This is a genomic window from Corallococcus sp. CA047B, assembly GCF_003612065.1.
In the GTDB taxonomy this organism is placed as follows: domain Bacteria; phylum Myxococcota; class Myxococcia; order Myxococcales; family Myxococcaceae; genus Corallococcus; species Corallococcus praedator.
In genome coordinates this window covers 55,091-73,549 of sequence record NZ_RAWD01000004.1, presented here as the reverse complement: position 1 = coordinate 73,549, position 18,459 = coordinate 55,091, and the positions used below count along the sequence as shown (strand labels likewise).

The window sequence follows — 18,459 nt, the reverse complement described above, 5'->3', positions numbered from 1 at the left end:
ACTTCAAGCGGTGGTGAGCAGGCCCGTGACGTCGCGCCATCCGCCCTGGCAGGGCGACGTGTCCGTGGCCAGGTAGTGCCCCACGCGGCCGGGCGCCAGCGCGACGATGGCCGCCGAGCGCGTGCCGTACACCTCCGTGTGGATGCAGAGCGCCTGGAGCTGTTGGAGGAAGTCGGCGGGCAGGCCGTCCTCCGACAGGGGCCCCGTCGCCGCGTCCCGGGGCGGCAGGGCGTGGTCGGCCAGCGCTGCCTGGAGCCCCGTCACCAGCTCCGGCCACGGGCGCCCCGCCACGCCTTCAGCGAGCGCATGGGCCCGCGCCACCTTGGGCAGCGCCAGGTTGTCCAGGCTGTCGTTGGGCAGCACGTGCACGCCGGGCGGCACGTCCTCGTGCAGCAGGTGCGGATGACCCGGCCGTGCGTAGGCCACCCGGAGCACGCGCCCGTCCCCGTAGAGCAGGTTGAAGGGAAGGAACTCCGGGGCGGGCAGGGTGCCGAGGTAGCGCTCGATGGCCTCCACCGAACCGGCCTGGAGGGCGCGCAGGACCACCTCGCCCCTGGAGCGGGGGGCCGAGCCCAGACCGCGAGCGCCCCGCTGGTTCGTCAGGCCGACAAACACCCCTTCGTGGGTTACACCCATCCACGTTCCGCCCCGCTCCACGTCCTGGCCGCCCACCACGCGCGGGGACTCGGAGAGGACCTTCGGGCCGTGGGCCGGACGTGCGTAGAACTCATCCCGGTTGGCGGCGAGGACCAGCGGCCACTCGGGGTGGACGTCACGGAGGATGAGGACGGTGCACATGGTGGGCGGTCGATAACATCCACCATCGTGCCATGCACCTGCCGCGGCGCATGTTGGTCGATGACCTCGTTTCCCCGAGCGGCTATGGTCCGCCGCCCTCAGGAGAGTCCATGGCGGAGAGAATCCTCGTCACCAGCGCCCTTCCGTACGCGAACGGCGCCATCCACCTCGGCCACGTCGTCGAGTACGTCCAGACGGACATCTACGTCCGCTTCCTCCGCTCGTGCGGCCAGGACGTCGTCTATTTCTGCGCGGACGACACGCACGGCACGCCCATCGAGCTCAACGCCGCGAAGCAGGGCATCCCGCCCGAGCAGTTCGTCGCGCGCTTCCACGACGAGCACCAGCGCGACTTCCGGGACTTCGACGTCCGGTTCGACTACTTCCACTCCACCAACTCGCCGGAGAACCGCCAGTACGCGGAGCTCATCTACGGGCGCCTGAAGGACGCGGGCGACATCGACCGCCGCGACGTCGAGCAGGCCTACTGCGAGAAGGACAAGCGGTTCCTGCCGGACCGGTTCATCCGGGGCACCTGTCCCAACTGCAAGGCGGCGGATCAGTACGGCGACGCGTGCGAGAAGTGCGGCAAGACGTACAACCCCACCGACCTCATCGACGCGCACTGTGCCCTGTGCCGCACGCCGCCGGTGCGCCGCAACTCCGAGCACCTGTTCTTCCGGCTGTCGCGGCACGCGGACTTCCTCCAGGAGGTCTTGAAGCGCCCCGGCTTCATCCACCCGGGCCTCGCCACCCAGCTCCAGGGCTTCTTCGAGAAGGGCCTGTCGGACTGGGACATCAGCCGCGACGGGCCGTACTTCGGCTTCGCCATTCCGGGGGAGACTGACAAGTTCTTCTACGTGTGGCTGGACGCGCCCATCGGCTACATCGCGACCACGGAGAAGTGGGCGAAGGAGACCGGCCGCGCGAAGGATGCGCTGGAGTACTGGGCCAAGGACGCGCCCACGCGCATCGTCCACTTCATCGGCAAGGACATCGTCTACTTCCACGCGCTGTTCTGGCCCGCCGTGTTGAAGGTCGCGGGGTTCCACATCCCCAACGAGATCAAGGTGCACGGGCACCTGACCGTGAACGGGGAGAAGATGTCCAAGACCCGAGGCACCATGGTGCCGGCGCGGGACTATCTGGAGCAGCTGGACCCCAGCTACCTGCGCTACTTCTACGCGGCCAACCTGGGCGCCGGCGTGGAGGACCTGGACCTCAGCCTCAAGGACTTCCGCCTGCGGGTGAACGGCGAGCTGGTCAACAACGTGGGCAACCTGGCCAACCGCGCGCTGTCGATGCTGGCGGGACCGCTGGAGAAGAAGCTCGCGCCGGGCCGCCAGGAAGGGGCGGGGCGCACGCTGGTGGAGCAGGCCCTGGCCCGCGTGCCGGAGGTGCGCGAAGCGTTCGAGAAGCTGGAGTACCGCGCCGCCATCAAGATCATCACGGACATCGCGTCCACCGCGAACGCCTTCCTCCAGACGCAGGCCCCCTGGGCGCTGGTGAAGAAGGACGCGGAGGCCGCGCGGGCCGACCTGTCGGACGCGGCGGACGTGGCCTACCTGCTGGGCGCGCTGCTGGCCCCGGTGACGCCGCGCGTGTCGGAGCGGCTGTTCGCCCAGCTCAACGCACCGCCGCTGACGTTCCAGGCGCTCGCGACCGCGAAGTATCCACTTCTCGACCGTACCCGCCCGCTGGGCACGCCGGAGCCGCTGCTGCCCCGTCTGGAAGAGGACCGGGTCAACGCCATCATCAAGGCCCCCCCGGAATTGCCTGTGGCCGATTCCACCACTCCCGGGTCTGGGGGCAAGGACAAGAAGAAGGAGAAGAAGCCCGTGGAAGCGAAGACGCCTGAAGCCCAGCCCGCGGTGCCCACGACGCAGGCGTCTGCTGGCGCCGGTGCGGGCACGGGGACCGCGGAGGCCGGCCCCGCCGCGGACATCGAGTACGCGGACTTCGCGAAGGTGGTGCTGAAGGCGGGACGCATCGTGGCCGCGGAGAAGGTGAAGGGCGCGGACAAGCTGCTCAAGCTGGACGTGGACCTGGGCGAGGGCACGCCGCGCACCATCGTCTCCGGCATCGCGGAGGCCTACACGGCCGAGGCGGTGGCGGGCCGGCGCGTGGTGGTGGTGGCGAACCTGAAGCCGCGCAAGCTCAAGGGCATCGAGTCGCGCGGGATGCTGCTGACGGCCGGCTCGGGTGGCAAGGACCTGTCCCTGTTGGATCCGGGCGACGTGGCCCCTGGCAGTGACGTGAAGTAGGGCGGCTCCGTTCGCGGAAGGCGTCTGGGGCACGAAGCGCCGGGCGGTTCATCACCGCCCGGCGGTAACAAGAAATAGCCCGCAGCCGGACGGGTTGTTCCAGGAACACGACACACCGGGCGGTTCACCGCTCCCGGCAGCGAGGTGAGAAGACGTGGTGGACTGGCGTGCCGAACGGGATCGCGCCCTGCTGACCCTGGAGCGCGAGAAGCGTCCAGTGAGCCGGGCCGAGGCGGCGGATCTTCTCTTCCAACTGGCCTCCGAGGAGTCCGCGCACGTCGCGGAGTTCACGGACGCGCTGGTGCGACTGCTCGCGGATTCGCAGCCGGAGGTGCGCCGCTCCGGGGTGAGCCTCGCGTCGGTGGTGCTGCCGCCGGATCAGCTTCCGGACACGCTCCTGCCCCGCCTGCGCGACGAGGACACCCGGGTGCGGCTGGAGGCCACCGGACGGCTGGCGGACCTGGCGCTGCCGCACGCGCGCGGGGCCCTGGCCGGCATGCTGGAGGACCCCACGCCGGAGGTGCGGTTCGAGGCCGCGCGCGGCATCGCCGCCCTCAAGCACCCCGCGGGCCTGGACGTGCTGGTGGCCGCGCTGGACGTGGACACGCTGCGCTTCCGGGCCTTGGGCGCGCTGGCGGAATTGGAGGACGTGCGGGCGCTGCCGGCGGTGAAGAAGCTGTTCGGCAAGTGGCTGCTGCCCGCGTTCGACAAGACGCAGGCGGCGGGCGTGCTGATGAAGCTGGGGGCTCCGGAGGGCGCGGACTGGCTGATGCAGCGCACGCGCAAGAAGTGGAGCGCGGACCGGGCGCTCGCGGTGGAGCTGTGCGGCGAGCTGAAGGTGCCGGGCGCGCTGGAGCGCTTGAAGGACATCCTCGAGGATGCGAAGGACCCCTGCCGTGGCGCCGCCGCGCGGGGCCTGGGCCGGCTGGGAGATGCCCGGGCGCTGCCCTGGCTGCTCTCCGTCCTGGAGAACCGCGCCGCCCCCGAGGATGACCGGCTGGACGCGGCGGATGGCGTGTGGCGCCTGGGCGTGGCGGAGGGGCAGGAGCGCGTGCGCGCGGCCGTGGCCACCTTCGCTTCGGAAGAGGCGCGGTTGGAGCTGGAAGAGCTGTTTCGGGAGGGCCCATGAGACTGGTCGACGCGCACTGCCACCTGGAGCCGAAGGACTACGCGGACGTGGCGGTGGTGCTGGAGCGCGCCCGGGCCGCCGGCCTGGTGCACGCGGTGCTGGTGGGGCAGTTCGAGAACCCCGGGGATTGGGGCAACGCGCTGGAGATCGCCGCCCGCCACCCGGACTTCCTGTCGCCCACGCTGGGCATCCACCCGCACGCGGCCGCCCGCGCCACCGAGGCGGACTTCGAGGTGCTGGAGCGCACCTGTGCCCGTCCGGAGCTGCGCGCGGTGGGCGAGGCCGGGCTGGACTACTACTACGACCACTCGCCCCGCGACGTGCAGGCCACCGTCTTCCGGCGCCAGTGCGCGCTGGCGAAGCGCCTGGGCAAGCCGCTGGTGGTGCACGTGCGCGACGCGCATGAGGACTGCGACGCGGCCCTGGCGGCCGAGGACGTCACGAACGGCGTCATCCACTGCTTCACCGGCGACACGGACGCGGCGCGGCGCTACCTGGACCGGGGCTTCTACCTGTCGCTGTCCGGCGTCATCACCTACAAGAAGACGGAGGCCCTCCAGGACGCGGTGCGCTTCGCGCCGCTGGAGCGCCTGATGGTGGAGACGGACAGTCCCTACCTCGCGCCCGTGCCGCACCGGGGCCGCAAGAACGAGCCCGCGCACGTGCTGGAGACGGCGAAGAAGATGGCGGAGCTGAAGGGCGTCCCGCTGGAGGAGGTGGCCAGCGTCACCACCGCCAACGCGGCCCGCCTCTTCAACCTCACCCTGCGCTGACCGCGCCGGCCAGGGCTTCCAGGTCCTGGTCGAGCTGCGGCATGTCCAGCAGCAGCGCGTCCGGATCGTAGAGGAAGTCCGCCTGCTTCAGCTTCAGCAGGGCCTGCAGCGCGGGTTCACCCGCGTGTCCGCCGAAGGAGGCGAAGACGACGCGGCCCCGCTCCAGGTGCAGGAAGCCCTCCAGCGTGTGGTGGCGCAGCTGGAGCCTACCGCTCTTGCGGCCTCCGCCCAGCGTGCGGAGCAGCTCGCGCGGGGGCAGCTCGTCGAAGCTGCCGCGCACCACCCGGCCCGGGCCGTTGTGCTGCACCCGGTCCTGGAAGAGCGTGTGCACCGTGCGCGCGACCTCCGCCTTGTCGCCCGGAGCGAGCACCGCTGTCGCGCCCGCCATCAGCAGCCGCTCGCGCGCCTGCGCATCCGGCTCGCCCACCACGGCGATGGGCAGGCCCGCGCTCTCCGGCGCGGCGCGCGCGGCCTCCAGCAGGTCCAAAACCTCCTGCTGTCCCAGCCGCAGGCTCACCACCAGCACGTCGCAGTCCTGCCGCGCCAGGCCGTCCAGCGCGCCATCCAGCGTGGACAGCGCGTGCGCGACCAGCTCCTGCTTGAGCACCGCCTCCAGCAGCTCGCCGCGCGTCGTCTCATCCGGTTCCGCGATGAGCACCTGCCGGCCCTCGCTGGCCAGTCGGTGCACCAGCAGCTCCCCGCTCTGGAGCTGGCCGACGATGTCCGCCACCACCGGGTCGTAGAGGATGCCCGCGTGCTTGCGCAGGTGCTCCAGCGCCTGCTGCTTGGTGAAGACGCGGCCGTGCGCGTTGCCCGGGTTCTTGGTCAGCTCCAGGAAGCTGTCCACCGCGGCCAGGATGCGCGCGCCCAGGGTGATGTCCTCGCCCTTGGCGCCCTGGGGCGTGCCGGAGCCGTCCCAGGCCTCGTAGAGCTGCGCGAGGATGGTGTTCACCTGCGTGGGCAGGTGCACCGTCTCGAAGAGCTTCGTCGGCGCGCGGTAGCTGGCCTTCGCCTGGGCCTTCCACTCCGCGTTCGCCGCGTTGCTCGCCAGCGAGAAGTGCCGCTCCGCGGGCTTGCCCAGGTCGTGCAGGTACGCGGCGATGGAGAGCGCCGCCAGCTCCTTGTGGGGCATGCCCATGCGCTGGCCGACGATGCCCGCCTGCCGCGCGAGCTGCGCCGAGTGTCCCCGGTGCCGCGGCCGGTCCTGCTCCAAGAGGCCCACCATCAGGCTCAGCGTCTCCACGTAGTCGGAGTCGCTGATGAGTCCGCGCGGGCCACCCGGTTCTCGCCGCTGCGTGGCGGCCCGCACCTGGGTGCCGCTGCCGGGCCCCCGCAGGCGCATCCGCGCGTCCGTCTCCAGCCGCATCTGCAGGCTGGTGGTGGTGCTGCGCCCGGGGGAGGTGCCGCTGCGGCCGGAGTCGGAGCTTCCGTTGTTGCTCGCGGGGGCTTCCGGACGCCGGGGCCCGCCGCCGTGCGGACCCTCCAGGAGCGCGGTGAACGCGGTGGGGTCGCCGTAGTAGTGCTTGCGGATGGCGGCGGAGATGGCGCTGCGCAGGCCGATGTACGCGTAGACCTCCGACATGTTGGTGACGAGCGCGATCTCGTCGAGCAGCGACTTGTTCTGCGGCTCGGCGGCCACCACCGACAACAGCCGGCGCTCCGGATCAATGGCCAGCGGAAGCACGTTCTGCGCTTCCGCCAGCCGCACCGGCAGCTTGTCGAGCACCTTCGTGTCGATGCGGACCTTGGCCAGCTTGTCCGCGGTGACGAAGCGGGTCTGGAACTCGTTGGCCAGGAGCCGCAGCAGCGCGGCCTCCTGGAGCAGGCCCAGCTCCACCAGACAGTCCCCCAGCTTGTGGCCGGTGATCTTCTGGTGCTCCAGTCCCTGCTCCACGGCCCCTGGCGTCACGAGGCCGGCCTCAATCAACCGCTCTCCCAGCCGCTTCGCCATGGACTTCAGCCCTCCGAGGAGCCCTCGCCTTCACCACCGGACTTCGCGGGCGCGGACGGCGCCAGCGCGCTGAACGGCTTGAAGGTCAACTCGCCGGGCAGGTTCTTGGGGTCGCGCGGCGGACGGTCCTCGCGCGGCGGACGGGCCGGACGCTCCTCGCGGGGCGGACGGTCCTCGCGCGGGGGACGCTCGGCGCGAGGCTCGCGCGGAGGACGCGGCGGACGCTCCGGACGGGCCTCCTTCGCCTCGGTCGCGGGAGCGCTGGTGCCCTCGGCGCCAGCAGGCGCCTGCGGAGCCTTGTCGCCCCGGGCCTTGCGCTTCTCCTCGCGGTGCTTGCGACGGCCGCTGCCACCTTCCACGGGCGCACGGCCGCGACCGGTGGGCACGGAGCCCTTCCAGAGCGCGCGATCATAGGCCCGCAGGTGCTCCGTCCAGCGCTCGTTCGGATCGCGCTGCATGGCCTCCACCCACGAGGAGATGCGTGTGTCGAGCGCGCTGAGCGAATCGACGATCTGCGCCTCCAGCGTCAGCGGCACCCGGGCCCCGGCGGAACCCCCCGCGCCCTGCTGGGAGATCGCCAGGTGCGTCAGGTGCTGCTCCAGGAGGGGAGGGAAGCCGGGGATGCCCAGCGTCTTCTCGCGGATCTTCTGCGCCGCCAGCACCGCGTGGCCCACGAGCCGACCCTCGTCGGTGTTCTCGAAGCCCTTGTCGGAGGACCCCTCGCCCGCCTTCATCACGTCGTGCAGGAACGCGCCCGCCAGCAGCAGGTCGCGGTCCGCCATGGGGTAGTGGTCCGACACGCGCAGCGTCAGGCGCATCACCGACAGGACGTGCTCGGCCAGGCCTCCGCGCCACGCGTGGTGCACGCCCTTGGCCGCCGGAGCGACGGGCAGTCCCGCCGACACCTGCGCGTCGTCCAGGAACGCCACCAGCAACTGCTTCACGTACGGGTCGTTGACGCGCTCGTTGATGAGCTCGCGGATCTGCCCCACCGCGCGCGGGCCACCGCCGCCCTCGTGACGGGCTTCCGGCTTGGGCTCGCGGGGCTCCTTCGCCGCCTCGGGGGCCTTGGCCTCCCTGAGCTCCTTCGCTTCGCGCGGCTCCTTCGCTTCGCGGGGCTCCTTGGCCTCCGCGGCGGGCTTCGCCTCGGCGGGAGGGGCCGCGGGCGGCTCGAACTCCTTGGGGTCGAGCGGCTCCGGATCCAGCCGCTCCACGGCCTCCACCACCACCTGGGTGCGGCCGTGGAAGACGATGACGCCGCCCTGCACGAGGACGTAGTCGCCGCTCTGGAACGTGGGCTCGAGCGCGTCCACCTTGTCGAAGACGCGGGCGTCGACGGTGCCGCTCTTGTCGGCCAGGGACAGCGAGAGGAACACCTTGCCGCTGCGCGCGTTCACCTTCTCCTTCTTGGTGACGCGGAAGACGGTGTTGACGCGGTCCTTCTCGCGCAGGTCGACCGCGTACACCTTGCGGACGGTCTCGACGGAAGCCTCCGGGGTGGAAGACGCGGCCTGGGTTTCGTTTTCGGTAGTCATCGCGGCGCGGACACTACCACCGGAGGGGGCCCTCCAGGCGAGACAAGTCGCTCAGGGCCCCTCGGGTGTCCGCTCAGCTCACCTCGAGCGCCACCGCCTCCAGGTACTCGGCGCCCGGGGAGCCGACCGGTACCGGGTGGTCGGGCGGCAGGCCCATCCGCACCAGCCGGAAGGCGATGCGCGCCTCCAGCTCACACGCCGTGGCCACGGCCTCCGTGAACGACCCCAGGGCCAGCGGTGGGTGATAACCGACCACCAGGAGCCTGCCGCCATGGCGGGTGCGCCGGAGGGCCAGGCGCACCTGTTCGATGAAGTCCTCCTCGGCGGCCACCCCCAGCGTGTCCAGCAGCACCAGGTCGAAGGTGTCCTTGAGGGCCCGCAGCACCGCCAGGGGCTCGCCCTGTTCCACCGTCACCCTGCCGAGCAGTCCGTTCGCCTCCGCGTTCTCGCGCGCCAGGTCCGCGGAGTCCGCGTTGCCGTCGAAGGCGAGGATCTGCTTGGCCCCATGTCTGCCCGCGTGGACGAAGAGGCCGCCCACGTTGCAGGCCACATCCAGCACGCGGTCCCCGTTGCCGGTGCGGCCCAGGAAGCGGCGCAGCTCGCGGTGATCATACCCGTAGCCCGTGCCCCGGCCGTACGTGAGGTCCACGGTGAAGCGCGCGCCCATCTCCAGCAGGCGGCACCAGCGCGGCGGCGTCCCGTACATCACGTGCGGTCGCTGCGCGGGCAGGCCCAGGGCCTTGCGCCGGTGCGTGTCGTTGCGCAGCAGCACGGAGGCCGCTCCCGTCACCTCGCCCAGCGTGCGGGTGATCTCCTCCTGGCGCGCGTCCATGGAGCGCGTGAGCGTCTGCACGACGAAGTGCTGATCATACCGGTCCACGATGAGGCCGGGCAGCCCGTCGCCGTCGTCGTTGACGATGCGGCAGAAGCGCGGGTCGTCCACCAGGCGCGCGCGGCGCTCGAAGGCGTGGCGCACGTGGCGGGGGATGAGCCCCTCCACGGCCTCGTCCGGCAGGCCCAGGCGGCGCACGGCATAGGAGGCCTCCAGGTCCACGTCACCCAGGCCCAGGACCTGTCCATCCTCGTCCTTGAGCTGCATGGGCGTGCCGGGCTCCGGCTCGCCCTCCATGGAGACGATGTCCTCGCGGCGCAGCCAGGGCGCTCCATGGCGAAGCTTCCGGGCGGCTTCTCGGGACAGGTAGGTGCTGAGCAAGGTGCGGTCCTCCTCCAGCGCGATGGAAGGCACCCTGGAGGGCGCCTTCCCTGGAAGATGGGCCGTGTGGGGCCTGCTGTCGGCGGGGGCCTTCCCGCTGCCCCGGAGGGCAGGGGAGGAAGCGGCGTCAGGGGACGGGCGGGGGCCGCTTGTAGGCCTTGAACGTCACCCGCGTGAGCATTCCGCTGACCACCAGGGCCAACGCGATGCCCAGCATGCGCACATTCCAGGAACTGCCCATGACAAGCAGCACGAGCGCGAACACGCCCACCGCCACCGCGCCCAGCACCGTGAGCGTCTGGGCCCGGGAGTCCTTCGCGGCCTGGGGCCTGCGGGCGTGGGCCAGGACGGGCAGCGAGGACGCCTTGCGCCACTTCTCCGAGCCGTCCTCGCGCACCTCGTCGTCGGGGTCCACCAGCCCCTGCACGTAGGCGCGCTCGATGTCGCCCAGCGAGGGGAACATCAGCTCTCCGTCAGGGGTGCGCACGCGGTACGCCATGGGTTCTTCCCTCCCCGGCCACCCTGCCCGGAAGGGGAGGGGACCTCAAGTCAGCTCGGTGGCAATCTGCTCAGCGATGCGCAGTCCATCAATGGCGGAGGACACGATGCCGCCCGCGTAGCCGCAGCCCTCGCCCGCCGGATACAGGCCGCGCATGGACACCGACTGCAGGTCGTTGCCCCGGGTGATGCGCACCGGAGAGCTGGTGCGGCTCTCGATGCCGATGAGCTTGCCCTCGTCGCTGATGAAGCCGCGCATCTTCTTGTCGAAGGTGCGCAGCGCCGCCTTGAGCGACTGCGTCAGCCGCTCCGGGAAGAGCTGGTTCAGGTCCGTGTGCGCCAGGCCCGGGCGGTAGCTGGTGTCACCGGGGTCCTTCTTCACGCGGCCGGCCAGGTAGTCCGGGATGGTCTGCGCGGGCGCGAAGAAGCGGCCTCCGCCCAGCTTGTAGGCCTTCTCCTCCCAGTGCCGCTGGAACTCCAGGCCCGCCAGCGGCCCCCGGAAGCCCTCGCGCTCGAAGTCGGCCACGGACACGGACACGACGATGCCCGCGTTGGCGAACTTCGCGTTGCGCCGCGAGTTGCTCATGCCGTTGGTGCACTGCAGCCCGTCCTGCGTGGGCGTGGGCACCACGATGCCGCCGGGGCACATGCAGAACGAGTAGACGCCGCGCACCTCGCCGTCCACGTCCAGGTTCTCCGCCAGCTTGTAGTCCGCGGGCGGCAGCTTCGAGTGCTTCGCGGCGGCGCCGTACTGGATGCCGTTGATGAGCGACTGCGGGTGTTCCGCGCGGAAGCCCAGCGCGAAGGGCTTGGCCTCCACGCTCACCTGGCCGTCGGCGGCGAAGCGCTCGTACAGCTCGCGCGCGGAGTTGCCCGGCGCCAGGATGACGCGGTCGCTCTCCAGCGTGCGCCCGTCCGCCATCTTCACGCCCGCGATGTGGCCGTCGCGGTAGAGCAGGTCGTCCACGCGCTGCTCGAAGTGCACCTGGCAGCCGCCCGCGATGAGCTCGTCGCGCAGCTTCGCCACCGCGCCGGGCAGCAGGTCCGAGCCGATGTGCGGCTTGCCCTCGATGAGGATGTGATCCGGCGCGCCGTAGCGGGCGAACGCCTCGATGACCTTGCGCACCATGGGGTGGTTGATGCGCGTGGACAGCTTGCCGTCCGTGTACGCGCCCGCGCCGCCCTCGCCGAAGTTCATGTTGCTCTCCGGATCCAGGGACCCGTCGCGCATGAGCTTCGCCACGTCCTTGCGGCGCGTCACCACCTCGCGGCCGCGCTCCAAGAGGATGCTGCGCACGCCGCGCTCCAGCAGGCCCAGCGCGCAGAACAACCCGGCGGGTCCGGTGCCGATGATCAGCGGCAGCTTCTCCGGCTCCTTCACGCGCGGCAGCAGCTCCGGCGGGGGCGGCGCTTCGCTGACATCCGGCGGCAGCTTCGGCGCCTTCCTGCCCGGCGCCAGCTCCACCTCCAGCGTGTAGATGTAGCGCGGGCTGCCCTTCTTGCGCGCATCCAGCACCGAGCGCACCACGCGCACGGAGGAGAGGTCGCTCCGGGTGACCCCCAGCTTCTCCGCGGCGCGCTGGCCGAGCAGCTCCTCCGGCTCGTCCAGCCACAGCCCGATGTTGTTCACCCGGTACGCCATCTTGGTTTTGCTCCTCGGTGGGGGCGCGTATGTGCTCCAGCCACCCCAGGGAATGCAAGCACTTGAAAAGACGAGACGCTCGTCCGCAGGCCCCGGGGTAGGTGCGTACCCGCTGATGCACCCTGCTTCCCCTTCGCGGGCGGAGCGGACGTCCGGGTGCGTAACCCCCTTCGCACCTTCCACTTCCCGTGCCGTCCACTTCCGGGCTTCAACCCCTGGGGACTGTTGGGGAATCCGTTTGGAAGAGAACGACTGGCACGCCGGTTGAACTCAGCAGCCGAGTGATGACGCGGCGCCCGTTGGCCTGGGCCCGATTCCGGAGGCAATTCCCGTGAGCACCGACCAAAAGGGCACCCGTATCCTGGCGCGCACCTTCTTCAATCAGCTGCGCGCAGCCGGCTACACGCCGCACCAGGTCATCGGCATCGCGACGGAGCTGCTGGAGCTGGTCACCACCGACCTGCGGGAGGGCGACAAGGCAGGTGCCACCCAGCCGACACCCGAGGCCGTGCCGGAGTGGCAGCAGCGCGCGTAGCCCGTTAGGATGCACGACAGACCCTCGCGGGTGAGCGGGCTCCGGACCGGTTCCGGGGTCCCCGCCCGCAAGGTGGTGGGAGCGAACCGGCGACCGCCGGTTTTTTTGTCTCCACGCTCCAGTCTTTGACGCGCTGTGTCTCAGGGCTGGGGATGGCGCCTGCGCTCGCGGGCCGCCGCTCCGGCGATGAAGAGCAGCGCGGCGGTGAGCGCGGTGAAGACGAGGCTGGCGGAGGTGGGCGCCGTCAGCGCGAGCAGGCCGCAGCCGGTGAGGAACGCGAGCACATCGACGGCCACGGGCCGAGGCTGGGGCAGCACGAGCACCGTGGCGCACCCGGCCAGGGGCAACCCCAGCGCGACCTGCCGGAAGATGGCGTCGGTGTTGGTGCGCACCGTCTCCCAGTAGTTGATGAGGATGGCGGCGAAGATGACGACGGTGCCCCCGGCGAGCACGAGCACGCCCGCGGCGGCCGCGTCCTTGGTGAGCCGGGCCTTCTCGTCGAACTGCTGTACGGCCAGGTCGACCAGCTGCTCCAGCGCGCTGTTGAGGATCTCCGCGAAGAAGATGAGCAGCACGCAGAAGATGAGCGTCACCTTCTCCGCGAGCCCCAGGGGGATGCCGCTGCCCACCAGCCCCACCAGCACGCCGGAGATGAGGTGGATGCGCATGTTGCGCTGCCAGGCGACGGTGTGGATGAGGCCCGCCCACGCATGTCCGAACGAGGCGAACAGTCCGTTGCTGCGGCGGGAGGGAAACTGGGGACGGTGTGGTGCAGGAACGGTCATCGGAGGGTGAAGGGTGCGGCAGGCTAGCACCCACGGGTCCGATTGCCGCTCCTGAGTGAACGGGTAAGGTCGGCCGCGTGATGCGAACGTCCTTTCCGTCCTGGTCGCGCTTGGTGGCGCTGGCCCTGCTGTGCACCGGTGCCGTCGCGCGAGCGCAAGGCGCCTCCCTCCCGAGCTTCGAAGGGGATGACCTGGGCCTGGAGCCGCCAGGTGTTCACTATCTGCCAGCGCCGGGGCCCCGGGCGCACGAGCAGCACCGGCTGTCCTCCCAGGAACCACCGGTGGTGCGGCGTGAAGCGCGGGGCGCCAAAGCCAACGTGAAGACGGCCGGCGTGCCGCAGACGCGCCTGGGCGAGGGCGCGCTGTCCGGCAAGGTCATCTACCTGAGCCCGGGACACGGCTTCTACCGGGACAACGGGCTGAAGCGCTGGGCGACGCAGCGGGGCAACACCTGGGGCGTGGTGGAGGACTTCATCTCCGCGGAGGTGGTGTCCCAGGAGCTGCTACCCCTGCTGGTGGGCGCGGGCGCCACGGTGGTGCCGGTGCGGGAGACGGACCTGAACCCGCTGCTCGCCATCGTGGATGACGGTCAGGCGGGCTACGCGGAGGCTGGTGACGCTGGGCGCTTCCACGCCTCCGAACAGAAGGGCTGGGGCGCTCCGCCCGTGCCCATGGCCAACAACGTGGAGCCTTTCACGCTGGGCACCACGCGCACGCTGGACACGGCGGCCACCGTCACCGCGAGCGCGACGTGGACGCCGGACGTGCCGGCGGACGCGGCCTACAACGTCTATGTCTCCTACGGCGCGGACCCCACGCGCGCGCAGGATGCGCACTACGTCGTGAAGCACGCGGGCGGGGAGAGTCACTTCCGCGTGAACCAGCGCCGCCACGGCGGGACATGGGTGCTGCTGGGCCGCTTCTACTTCAAGGCGGGGCAACACCCGGACTCGGGCGCGGTGGAGCTGCGGAACGACTCGGCGGCGGGCACGGGCGCGACGCTGTCGGTGGACGCGGTGCGGCTGGGCGGCGGACGGGGCCTCATGGGAGACGCGGCGCAGGGACCGCTTCCGCGTCCGCGCTTCGAGGAGAGCGCGCGCTACCACGTGCAGTACAGCGGGGCGCCCTTCACCGTGTACGCGCCGACGGGGGCCAACGCGCTGTCCAACGAGCGCAACGCGGACGTGACGGCCCGGCCGCGCTTCGCCGCGTGGCTGCACGAGGAGGGCGAGGACGCCGTCTACGTGGCGTGGCACACCAACGCGTCCACCTCCGGCAACGTGGTGGGCACGGAGGCGTACGTCTACGGGCCGAACCCGGTGGACGGCACCCTCAACTTCACGGGCGTGAAGGACAGCGACGTGATGGCCAGGGCGCTGCTCGCGCAGATTGAAACGGACCTGAAGCGCGAGGTGGATCCGGCCTGGCGGGTGCGCACCCTGCGCTCGGCGAACCTGGGCGAGGTGAACCCCACGCACAACCCGGAGATGCCCAGCGTGCTGCTGGAGATGGCGTACCACGACAACACGGCGGACGCGGCGAAGCTCAAGGAGGCCCGCATCCGCCACGTGGCCGCGCGCGCCATCGTGCAGGGCCTCATCAAGTACTTCGCGGCCCGTGACAGCGTGGCGGTGCACCTGCCGCCGGAGGCCCCGGGCGCGGTGGCCGCGCGCAACGCGACGCCGGGCGCGGTGGAGGTGAAGTGGACCGCGCCGCCGCGGGTCGCCTCGGAGCAGGGCACGGATGCGCCGACGGGCTACCGCCTCTACCAGAGCGCGGATGGCCGGGCGTGGGACGAGGGCACGGCGGTGACGAACACCGAGGCCACCGTCACGCTGGCCGCCGGCACGCTGCGCTACTTCCGCGTCGCCGCGGTGAACGCGGGCGGCGAATCGTTCCCGTCCGCCACGCTGGGCGTGCGTGTGGGGGATGCCCCGCGCGCGCTGCTCGTCAACGCGTACGAGCGGCTGGACGCGACGGTGGCCTGCGGTGAGACGCTGACGCCGTATGATTTGTCCGCCCCGCTGCGCGTCTACCTGGAGGCGATGAACGACGGCAGCTACCTGCGCCAGCACGGCGCGGCGTTCGCCCAGGCGGCGGTGGCCTTCGACAGCGCGACGGGCAACGCGGTGGCGACAGGGCTCGTGTCCCCTTCGGGCTACCAACTGGTGGACTGGTCCACCGGGCGCGGCGGCGTGGGGGGCGCGGGGCTGACGCGCACCGAACAGGACGCCCTGCGCGCGTTCGTCACCGGGGGCGGACACCTGATGCTGTCGGGTGGCCGCACCGTGTCCGCGCTCGCGGCGGGCAGCGCGGAGGATCAGCTCTTCCTTTCAGACATCCTGAGGGCCTCCATCGGCACGGGGGCGCCGGTGCTTCGGCTGGAGGGCTCGGCGGGCGGCTTCCTCTCGGACCTGACCGCCACGCCGCTGGACGACGGGACGCTCGGGGCCTATCCGGTGGGCGTCACCGACGTGCTGGCGCCGACGGGCGGGGGCAGGGACGTGCTGCGCTACGCCGGGACGGCGCTGGGCGCGGGGCTGGTGTCCGGCACGGCGCCGGCGGGACAGGTGCTGGTGCTGGGCTTCCCCTTCGAGGGCCTCGCGTCGAACCGGGAGCGCGCGCGGCTGGTGGGCGCGTTCCTGGCGACGACGGGGCTCGCCCCGGCGCCCCCACTGCCGGACGCGGAGGTGACGCCGGCGGTGAGTCCCCGGCCGCTGACGTCCTGCGTGGCGGTCCAGGAGCGCAATCCCCATCCTCCCGTGGATCCGCCGGTGGAGCCGCCCCCTCCCGAACCGACGGTCGTTCCGTTGCTGCCAAACGAATATTTCGGCAAGGCGGACACCGGCTGTGGGTGCGGGGCGGCGGAGGCGGGAACGGCCTCCGGGCTCTGGCTGTTGGTCGGGGTGATTGTTCAGCTCCGGCGTGCGCGCGCGAAGGCCCACGCGAAGCGTTGACTCGGCGGGGGCGCCTGCCTACGGTCGCCCGCCTTCTTTACGAGACTCATGACGGGTGGGCCGTGAGGGCCCACTCCTGCTGACCAGGAGAACGGACACCATGGCCACCAAGATCGCCATCAACGGCTTCGGACGTATCGGTCGCTGCATCCTTCGCGCCGCGCTCAGCCGCAAGGAAGACCTCGAGATCGTCGCCATCAACGACCTCGACAAGCCGTCGGCGCTGGCCCACCTGTTCAAGTACGACTCCGTGCACCGCACGTGGCCGGGCGAGGTGAAGGCGACTGACAAGGGCATCGTGGTGGACGGGCGGGAGATCGCCGTCACCGCGGAGAAGGACCCCACGGCGCTGCCCTGGAAGTCGATGGACGTGGACGTGGTCCTGGAGTGCACGGGCCGCTTCACCGGCCGCGAGGGCGCGGAGAAGCACCTCAAGGCGGGCGCGAAGAAGGTCATCATCTCCGCGCCGGCCAAGGGCCCGGACCTGACCATCGCGTACGGCATCAACCACGACCAGTACGACGCGAAGAAGCACCACATCGTGTCCAACGCCTCGTGCACCACCAACTGCCTGGCGCCCATCGCCAAGGTGCTGGTGGACAACTTCGGCATCGAGCACGGCCTGATGACGACGGTGCACAGCTACACCAACGACCAGCGCATCCTGGACCTCACCCACGAGGACATGCGCCGCGCCCGCGCCGCCGCGCTCTCCATGATCCCCACCAGCACCGGCGCCGCGAAGGCCATCGGTGAGGTCATCCCGGAGCTCAAGGGCAAGATGCACGGCATCTCCGTGCGCGTGCCCACCCCGAACGTGTCGCTGGTGGACCTGACGGTGAACACCACCAAGAAGGTCACCGCGGAGGCGGTCATCGAGGCGTTCCGCAAGGCGGCGGCCACGCAGCTCAAGGGCGTGCTGGAGTTCAGCGACGCGCAGACGGTGTCGGTGGACTACAACGGCAACCCGCACTCGGCCATCTTCGACGCCACGAACTGCTTCGTGATGGGCGACACCATGCTCAAGGTCATGGCCTGGTACGACAACGAGTGGGGCTTCTCCAACCGCATGGTCGACACGGCGAAGTTCCTCGTGTCCAAGGGCCTGTAGTCGTCAGGCACGGCTTCGCATTCCGGCACCGTTGGGCTGACCGAGACAGGGCAAGGGGCACCAAAAGATGATCCGCTACATCGATGACCTGCAGTTGACCGGCAAGCGCGTCTTCATCCGCGTGGACTTCAACGTCCCCATGGAGGGCCGCCGCATCACCGACGACACCCGCATCCGCGAGGCGCTTCCCACCATCAAGCGCGCGCTGGAGATGGGCGGCAAGGTCATCCTGGCGTCCCACCTCGGTCGGCCCAAGGGCCCGGACCCCAAGCTGTCGCTGGAGCCGGTGGCCGCGAAGCTCGTGGAGCTGCTGGGCGGCAAGCACGAGGTCATCCTCACGGATGACAGCGTGGGCGACGGCGTGAAGAAGCAGGTGAAGGAGCTGAAGGAAGGGCAGGTGGTCCTCCTGGAGAACCTGCGCTTCCACAAGGAGGAGGAAGCCAACGACGAGGCCTTCTCGCGCGAGCTGGCGGCGCTGGCGGACGTCTACGTCAACGACGCGTTCGGCACGGCGCACCGCGCGCACGCGTCCACGGCGGGCATGGTGCCGTTCGTGAAGGAGAAGGCGGCCGGCTTCCTGATGCGCAAGGAGATCGAGTACCTGGGCGACAAGGTGCTCAAGAACCCGGCGAAGCCCTTCGTGGCCATCCTGGGCGGCTCCAAGGTGAGCGACAAGATCAAGGTCATCGAGAGCCTGCTGCCCAAGGTGGACGCGCTGCTCGTGGGCGGCGCGATGGCGTACACCTTCCTCAAGGCGCAGGGCATCGAAGTGGGCAAGAGCCGGGTGGAGGAGGGCGACAAGCTGGCGCTGGCGGCGAAGCTCTTGGACACGGCGAAGCGGCTGAAGACGCCGCTGGTGCTGCCCATCGACCACATCGTCGGCACGGGGCCCACGGCGGACAGCGTGGCCAAGGAGACGCCCGACCAGGTCATCCCGGCGGACATGATGGGTCTGGACATCGGGCCCAAGACGCGCGCGATGTTCACGCAGCGCATCCGCGACGCGAAGACGGTGGTGTGGAACGGGCCCATGGGCGTCTTCGAGGTGGCGAAGTTCGCGGAAGGCACGAAGTCGGTGGCGGTGGCCATGTCCATCAACACGCAGGCCACGACGGTCATCGGCGGTGGCGACAGCGCGGCGGCGGTGGAGCAGATGGGCTACGCGGACAAGATGAGCCACGTGTCCACGGGCGGCGGGGCGTCGCTGGAGTTCCTGGAGGGCAAGGAGCTGCCGGGCATCAAGGCGCTGGAGACGAAGTAGGCGGCAA

The 18,459-nt window shown here is 70.8% G+C and carries 14 protein-coding genes; 7 read left to right on the top strand and 7 right to left on the bottom strand.

Going from position 1 to position 18,459, the window contains the following annotated elements; all coding sequences use genetic code 11:
• Positions 1–3: 3 nt before the first annotated feature.
• Positions 4–798 carry an NRDE family protein gene (locus tag D7X74_RS01560; RefSeq protein WP_120531106.1) on the bottom strand — a complete coding sequence of 265 codons (795 nt, stop codon included), beginning with the start codon at positions 796–798 and terminating at the stop codon, positions 4–6.
• 110 nt (positions 799–908) lie between these two features.
• Between D7X74_RS01560 and metG the strand changes: the two genes are divergently transcribed.
• The 3 genes from metG to D7X74_RS01545 all read left to right on the top strand — a co-directional run bounded on the left by metG (position 909) and on the right by D7X74_RS01545 (position 4,964).
• Positions 909–3,062: a methionine--tRNA ligase gene (gene metG / locus D7X74_RS01555; RefSeq protein ID WP_120531105.1), complete on the top strand. Its 2,154-nt coding sequence runs from the start codon at positions 909–911 to the stop codon at positions 3,060–3,062.
• A gap of 154 nt (positions 3,063–3,216) precedes the next feature.
• Entirely contained in the window at positions 3,217–4,191 is a 975-nt protein-coding gene (locus tag D7X74_RS01550) for a HEAT repeat domain-containing protein (RefSeq protein ID WP_199732673.1), read from the top strand.
• Positions 4,188–4,964: a TatD family hydrolase gene (locus D7X74_RS01545; protein ID WP_120531104.1), complete on the top strand. Its 777-nt coding sequence runs from the start codon at positions 4,188–4,190 to the stop codon at positions 4,962–4,964. The genes D7X74_RS01550 and D7X74_RS01545 overlap by 4 nt, the downstream gene beginning before the upstream one ends.
• On the opposite strand, the gene D7X74_RS01540 is transcribed toward D7X74_RS01545, so the two are convergent.
• From D7X74_RS01540 to D7X74_RS01520, 5 genes are all read right to left on the bottom strand, one after another.
• The gene (locus D7X74_RS01540; RefSeq protein WP_120531103.1) at positions 4,951–6,915 is read right to left on the bottom strand and encodes an HD domain-containing phosphohydrolase; all 1,965 of its coding nucleotides are present in this window, start codon (positions 6,913–6,915) and stop codon (positions 4,951–4,953) included. The genes D7X74_RS01545 and D7X74_RS01540 overlap by 14 nt on opposite strands.
• Before the next feature lie 5 nt (positions 6,916–6,920).
• A complete protein-coding gene (locus D7X74_RS01535; protein ID WP_120531102.1) occupies positions 6,921–8,450 on the bottom strand; it encodes a 3'-5' exoribonuclease YhaM family protein in 1,530 nt (509 codons plus the stop codon).
• A 73-nt stretch (positions 8,451–8,523) separates the two neighbouring features.
• Positions 8,524–9,663: a class I SAM-dependent rRNA methyltransferase gene (locus D7X74_RS01530; RefSeq protein ID WP_120531141.1), complete on the bottom strand. Its 1,140-nt coding sequence runs from the start codon at positions 9,661–9,663 to the stop codon at positions 8,524–8,526.
• A gap of 127 nt (positions 9,664–9,790) precedes the next feature.
• Positions 9,791–10,162, bottom strand: coding sequence for a hypothetical protein (locus D7X74_RS01525; RefSeq protein ID WP_120531101.1), 372 nt, complete (start codon positions 10,160–10,162; stop codon positions 9,791–9,793).
• Positions 10,163–10,207: 45 nt separating this feature from the next.
• A complete protein-coding gene (locus tag D7X74_RS01520) occupies positions 10,208–11,803 on the bottom strand; it encodes an NAD(P)/FAD-dependent oxidoreductase (RefSeq protein ID WP_120531100.1) in 1,596 nt (531 codons plus the stop codon).
• Between the two features lie 331 nt (positions 11,804–12,134).
• Here D7X74_RS01520 and D7X74_RS01515 point away from each other — a divergent pair, with 331 nt between their 5' ends.
• Complete coding sequence (locus D7X74_RS01515; protein ID WP_233595317.1) at positions 12,135–12,338, top strand: hypothetical protein; 204 nt, start codon at positions 12,135–12,137, stop codon at positions 12,336–12,338.
• 140 nt (positions 12,339–12,478) lie between these two features.
• Here D7X74_RS01515 and D7X74_RS01510 read toward each other — a convergent pair whose 3' ends face one another.
• The gene (locus D7X74_RS01510) at positions 12,479–13,123 is read right to left on the bottom strand and encodes a diacylglycerol kinase (protein ID WP_120531098.1); all 645 of its coding nucleotides are present in this window, start codon (positions 13,121–13,123) and stop codon (positions 12,479–12,481) included.
• A gap of 80 nt (positions 13,124–13,203) precedes the next feature.
• Here D7X74_RS01510 and D7X74_RS01505 point away from each other — a divergent pair, with 80 nt between their 5' ends.
• From D7X74_RS01505 to pgk, 3 genes are all read left to right on the top strand, one after another.
• Entirely contained in the window at positions 13,204–16,080 is a 2,877-nt protein-coding gene (locus D7X74_RS01505) for an N-acetylmuramoyl-L-alanine amidase (protein ID WP_120531097.1), read from the top strand.
• Between the two features lie 100 nt (positions 16,081–16,180).
• Positions 16,181–17,191 carry a type I glyceraldehyde-3-phosphate dehydrogenase gene (gap, locus tag D7X74_RS01500; RefSeq protein WP_120531096.1) on the top strand — a complete coding sequence of 337 codons (1,011 nt, stop codon included), beginning with the start codon at positions 16,181–16,183 and terminating at the stop codon, positions 17,189–17,191.
• Between the two features lie 67 nt (positions 17,192–17,258).
• A complete protein-coding gene (gene pgk / locus D7X74_RS01495) occupies positions 17,259–18,452 on the top strand; it encodes a phosphoglycerate kinase (RefSeq protein ID WP_120531095.1) in 1,194 nt (397 codons plus the stop codon).
• Positions 18,453–18,459 lie beyond the last annotated feature (7 nt).

Coding starts and splice junctions, on each gene's coding strand:
- D7X74_RS01560 (WP_120531106.1), bottom strand. CDS start 798: ATGTGCACCGTCCTCATCCTCCGTGACGTCCACCCCGAGTGGCCGCTG.
- metG (WP_120531105.1), top strand. CDS start 909: ATGGCGGAGAGAATCCTCGTCACCAGCGCCCTTCCGTACGCGAACGGC.
- D7X74_RS01545 (WP_120531104.1), top strand. CDS start 4,188: ATGAGACTGGTCGACGCGCACTGCCACCTGGAGCCGAAGGACTACGCG.
- D7X74_RS01540 (WP_120531103.1), bottom strand. CDS start 6,915: ATGGCGAAGCGGCTGGGAGAGCGGTTGATTGAGGCCGGCCTCGTGACG.
- D7X74_RS01535 (WP_120531102.1), bottom strand. CDS start 8,450: ATGACTACCGAAAACGAAACCCAGGCCGCGTCTTCCACCCCGGAGGCT.
- D7X74_RS01525 (WP_120531101.1), bottom strand. CDS start 10,162: ATGGCGTACCGCGTGCGCACCCCTGACGGAGAGCTGATGTTCCCCTCG.
- D7X74_RS01520 (WP_120531100.1), bottom strand. CDS start 11,803: ATGGCGTACCGGGTGAACAACATCGGGCTGTGGCTGGACGAGCCGGAG.
- D7X74_RS01510 (WP_120531098.1), bottom strand. CDS start 13,123: ATGACCGTTCCTGCACCACACCGTCCCCAGTTTCCCTCCCGCCGCAGC.
- D7X74_RS01505 (WP_120531097.1), top strand. CDS start 13,204: ATGCGAACGTCCTTTCCGTCCTGGTCGCGCTTGGTGGCGCTGGCCCTG.
- gap (WP_120531096.1), top strand. CDS start 16,181: ATGGCCACCAAGATCGCCATCAACGGCTTCGGACGTATCGGTCGCTGC.
- pgk (WP_120531095.1), top strand. CDS start 17,259: ATGATCCGCTACATCGATGACCTGCAGTTGACCGGCAAGCGCGTCTTC.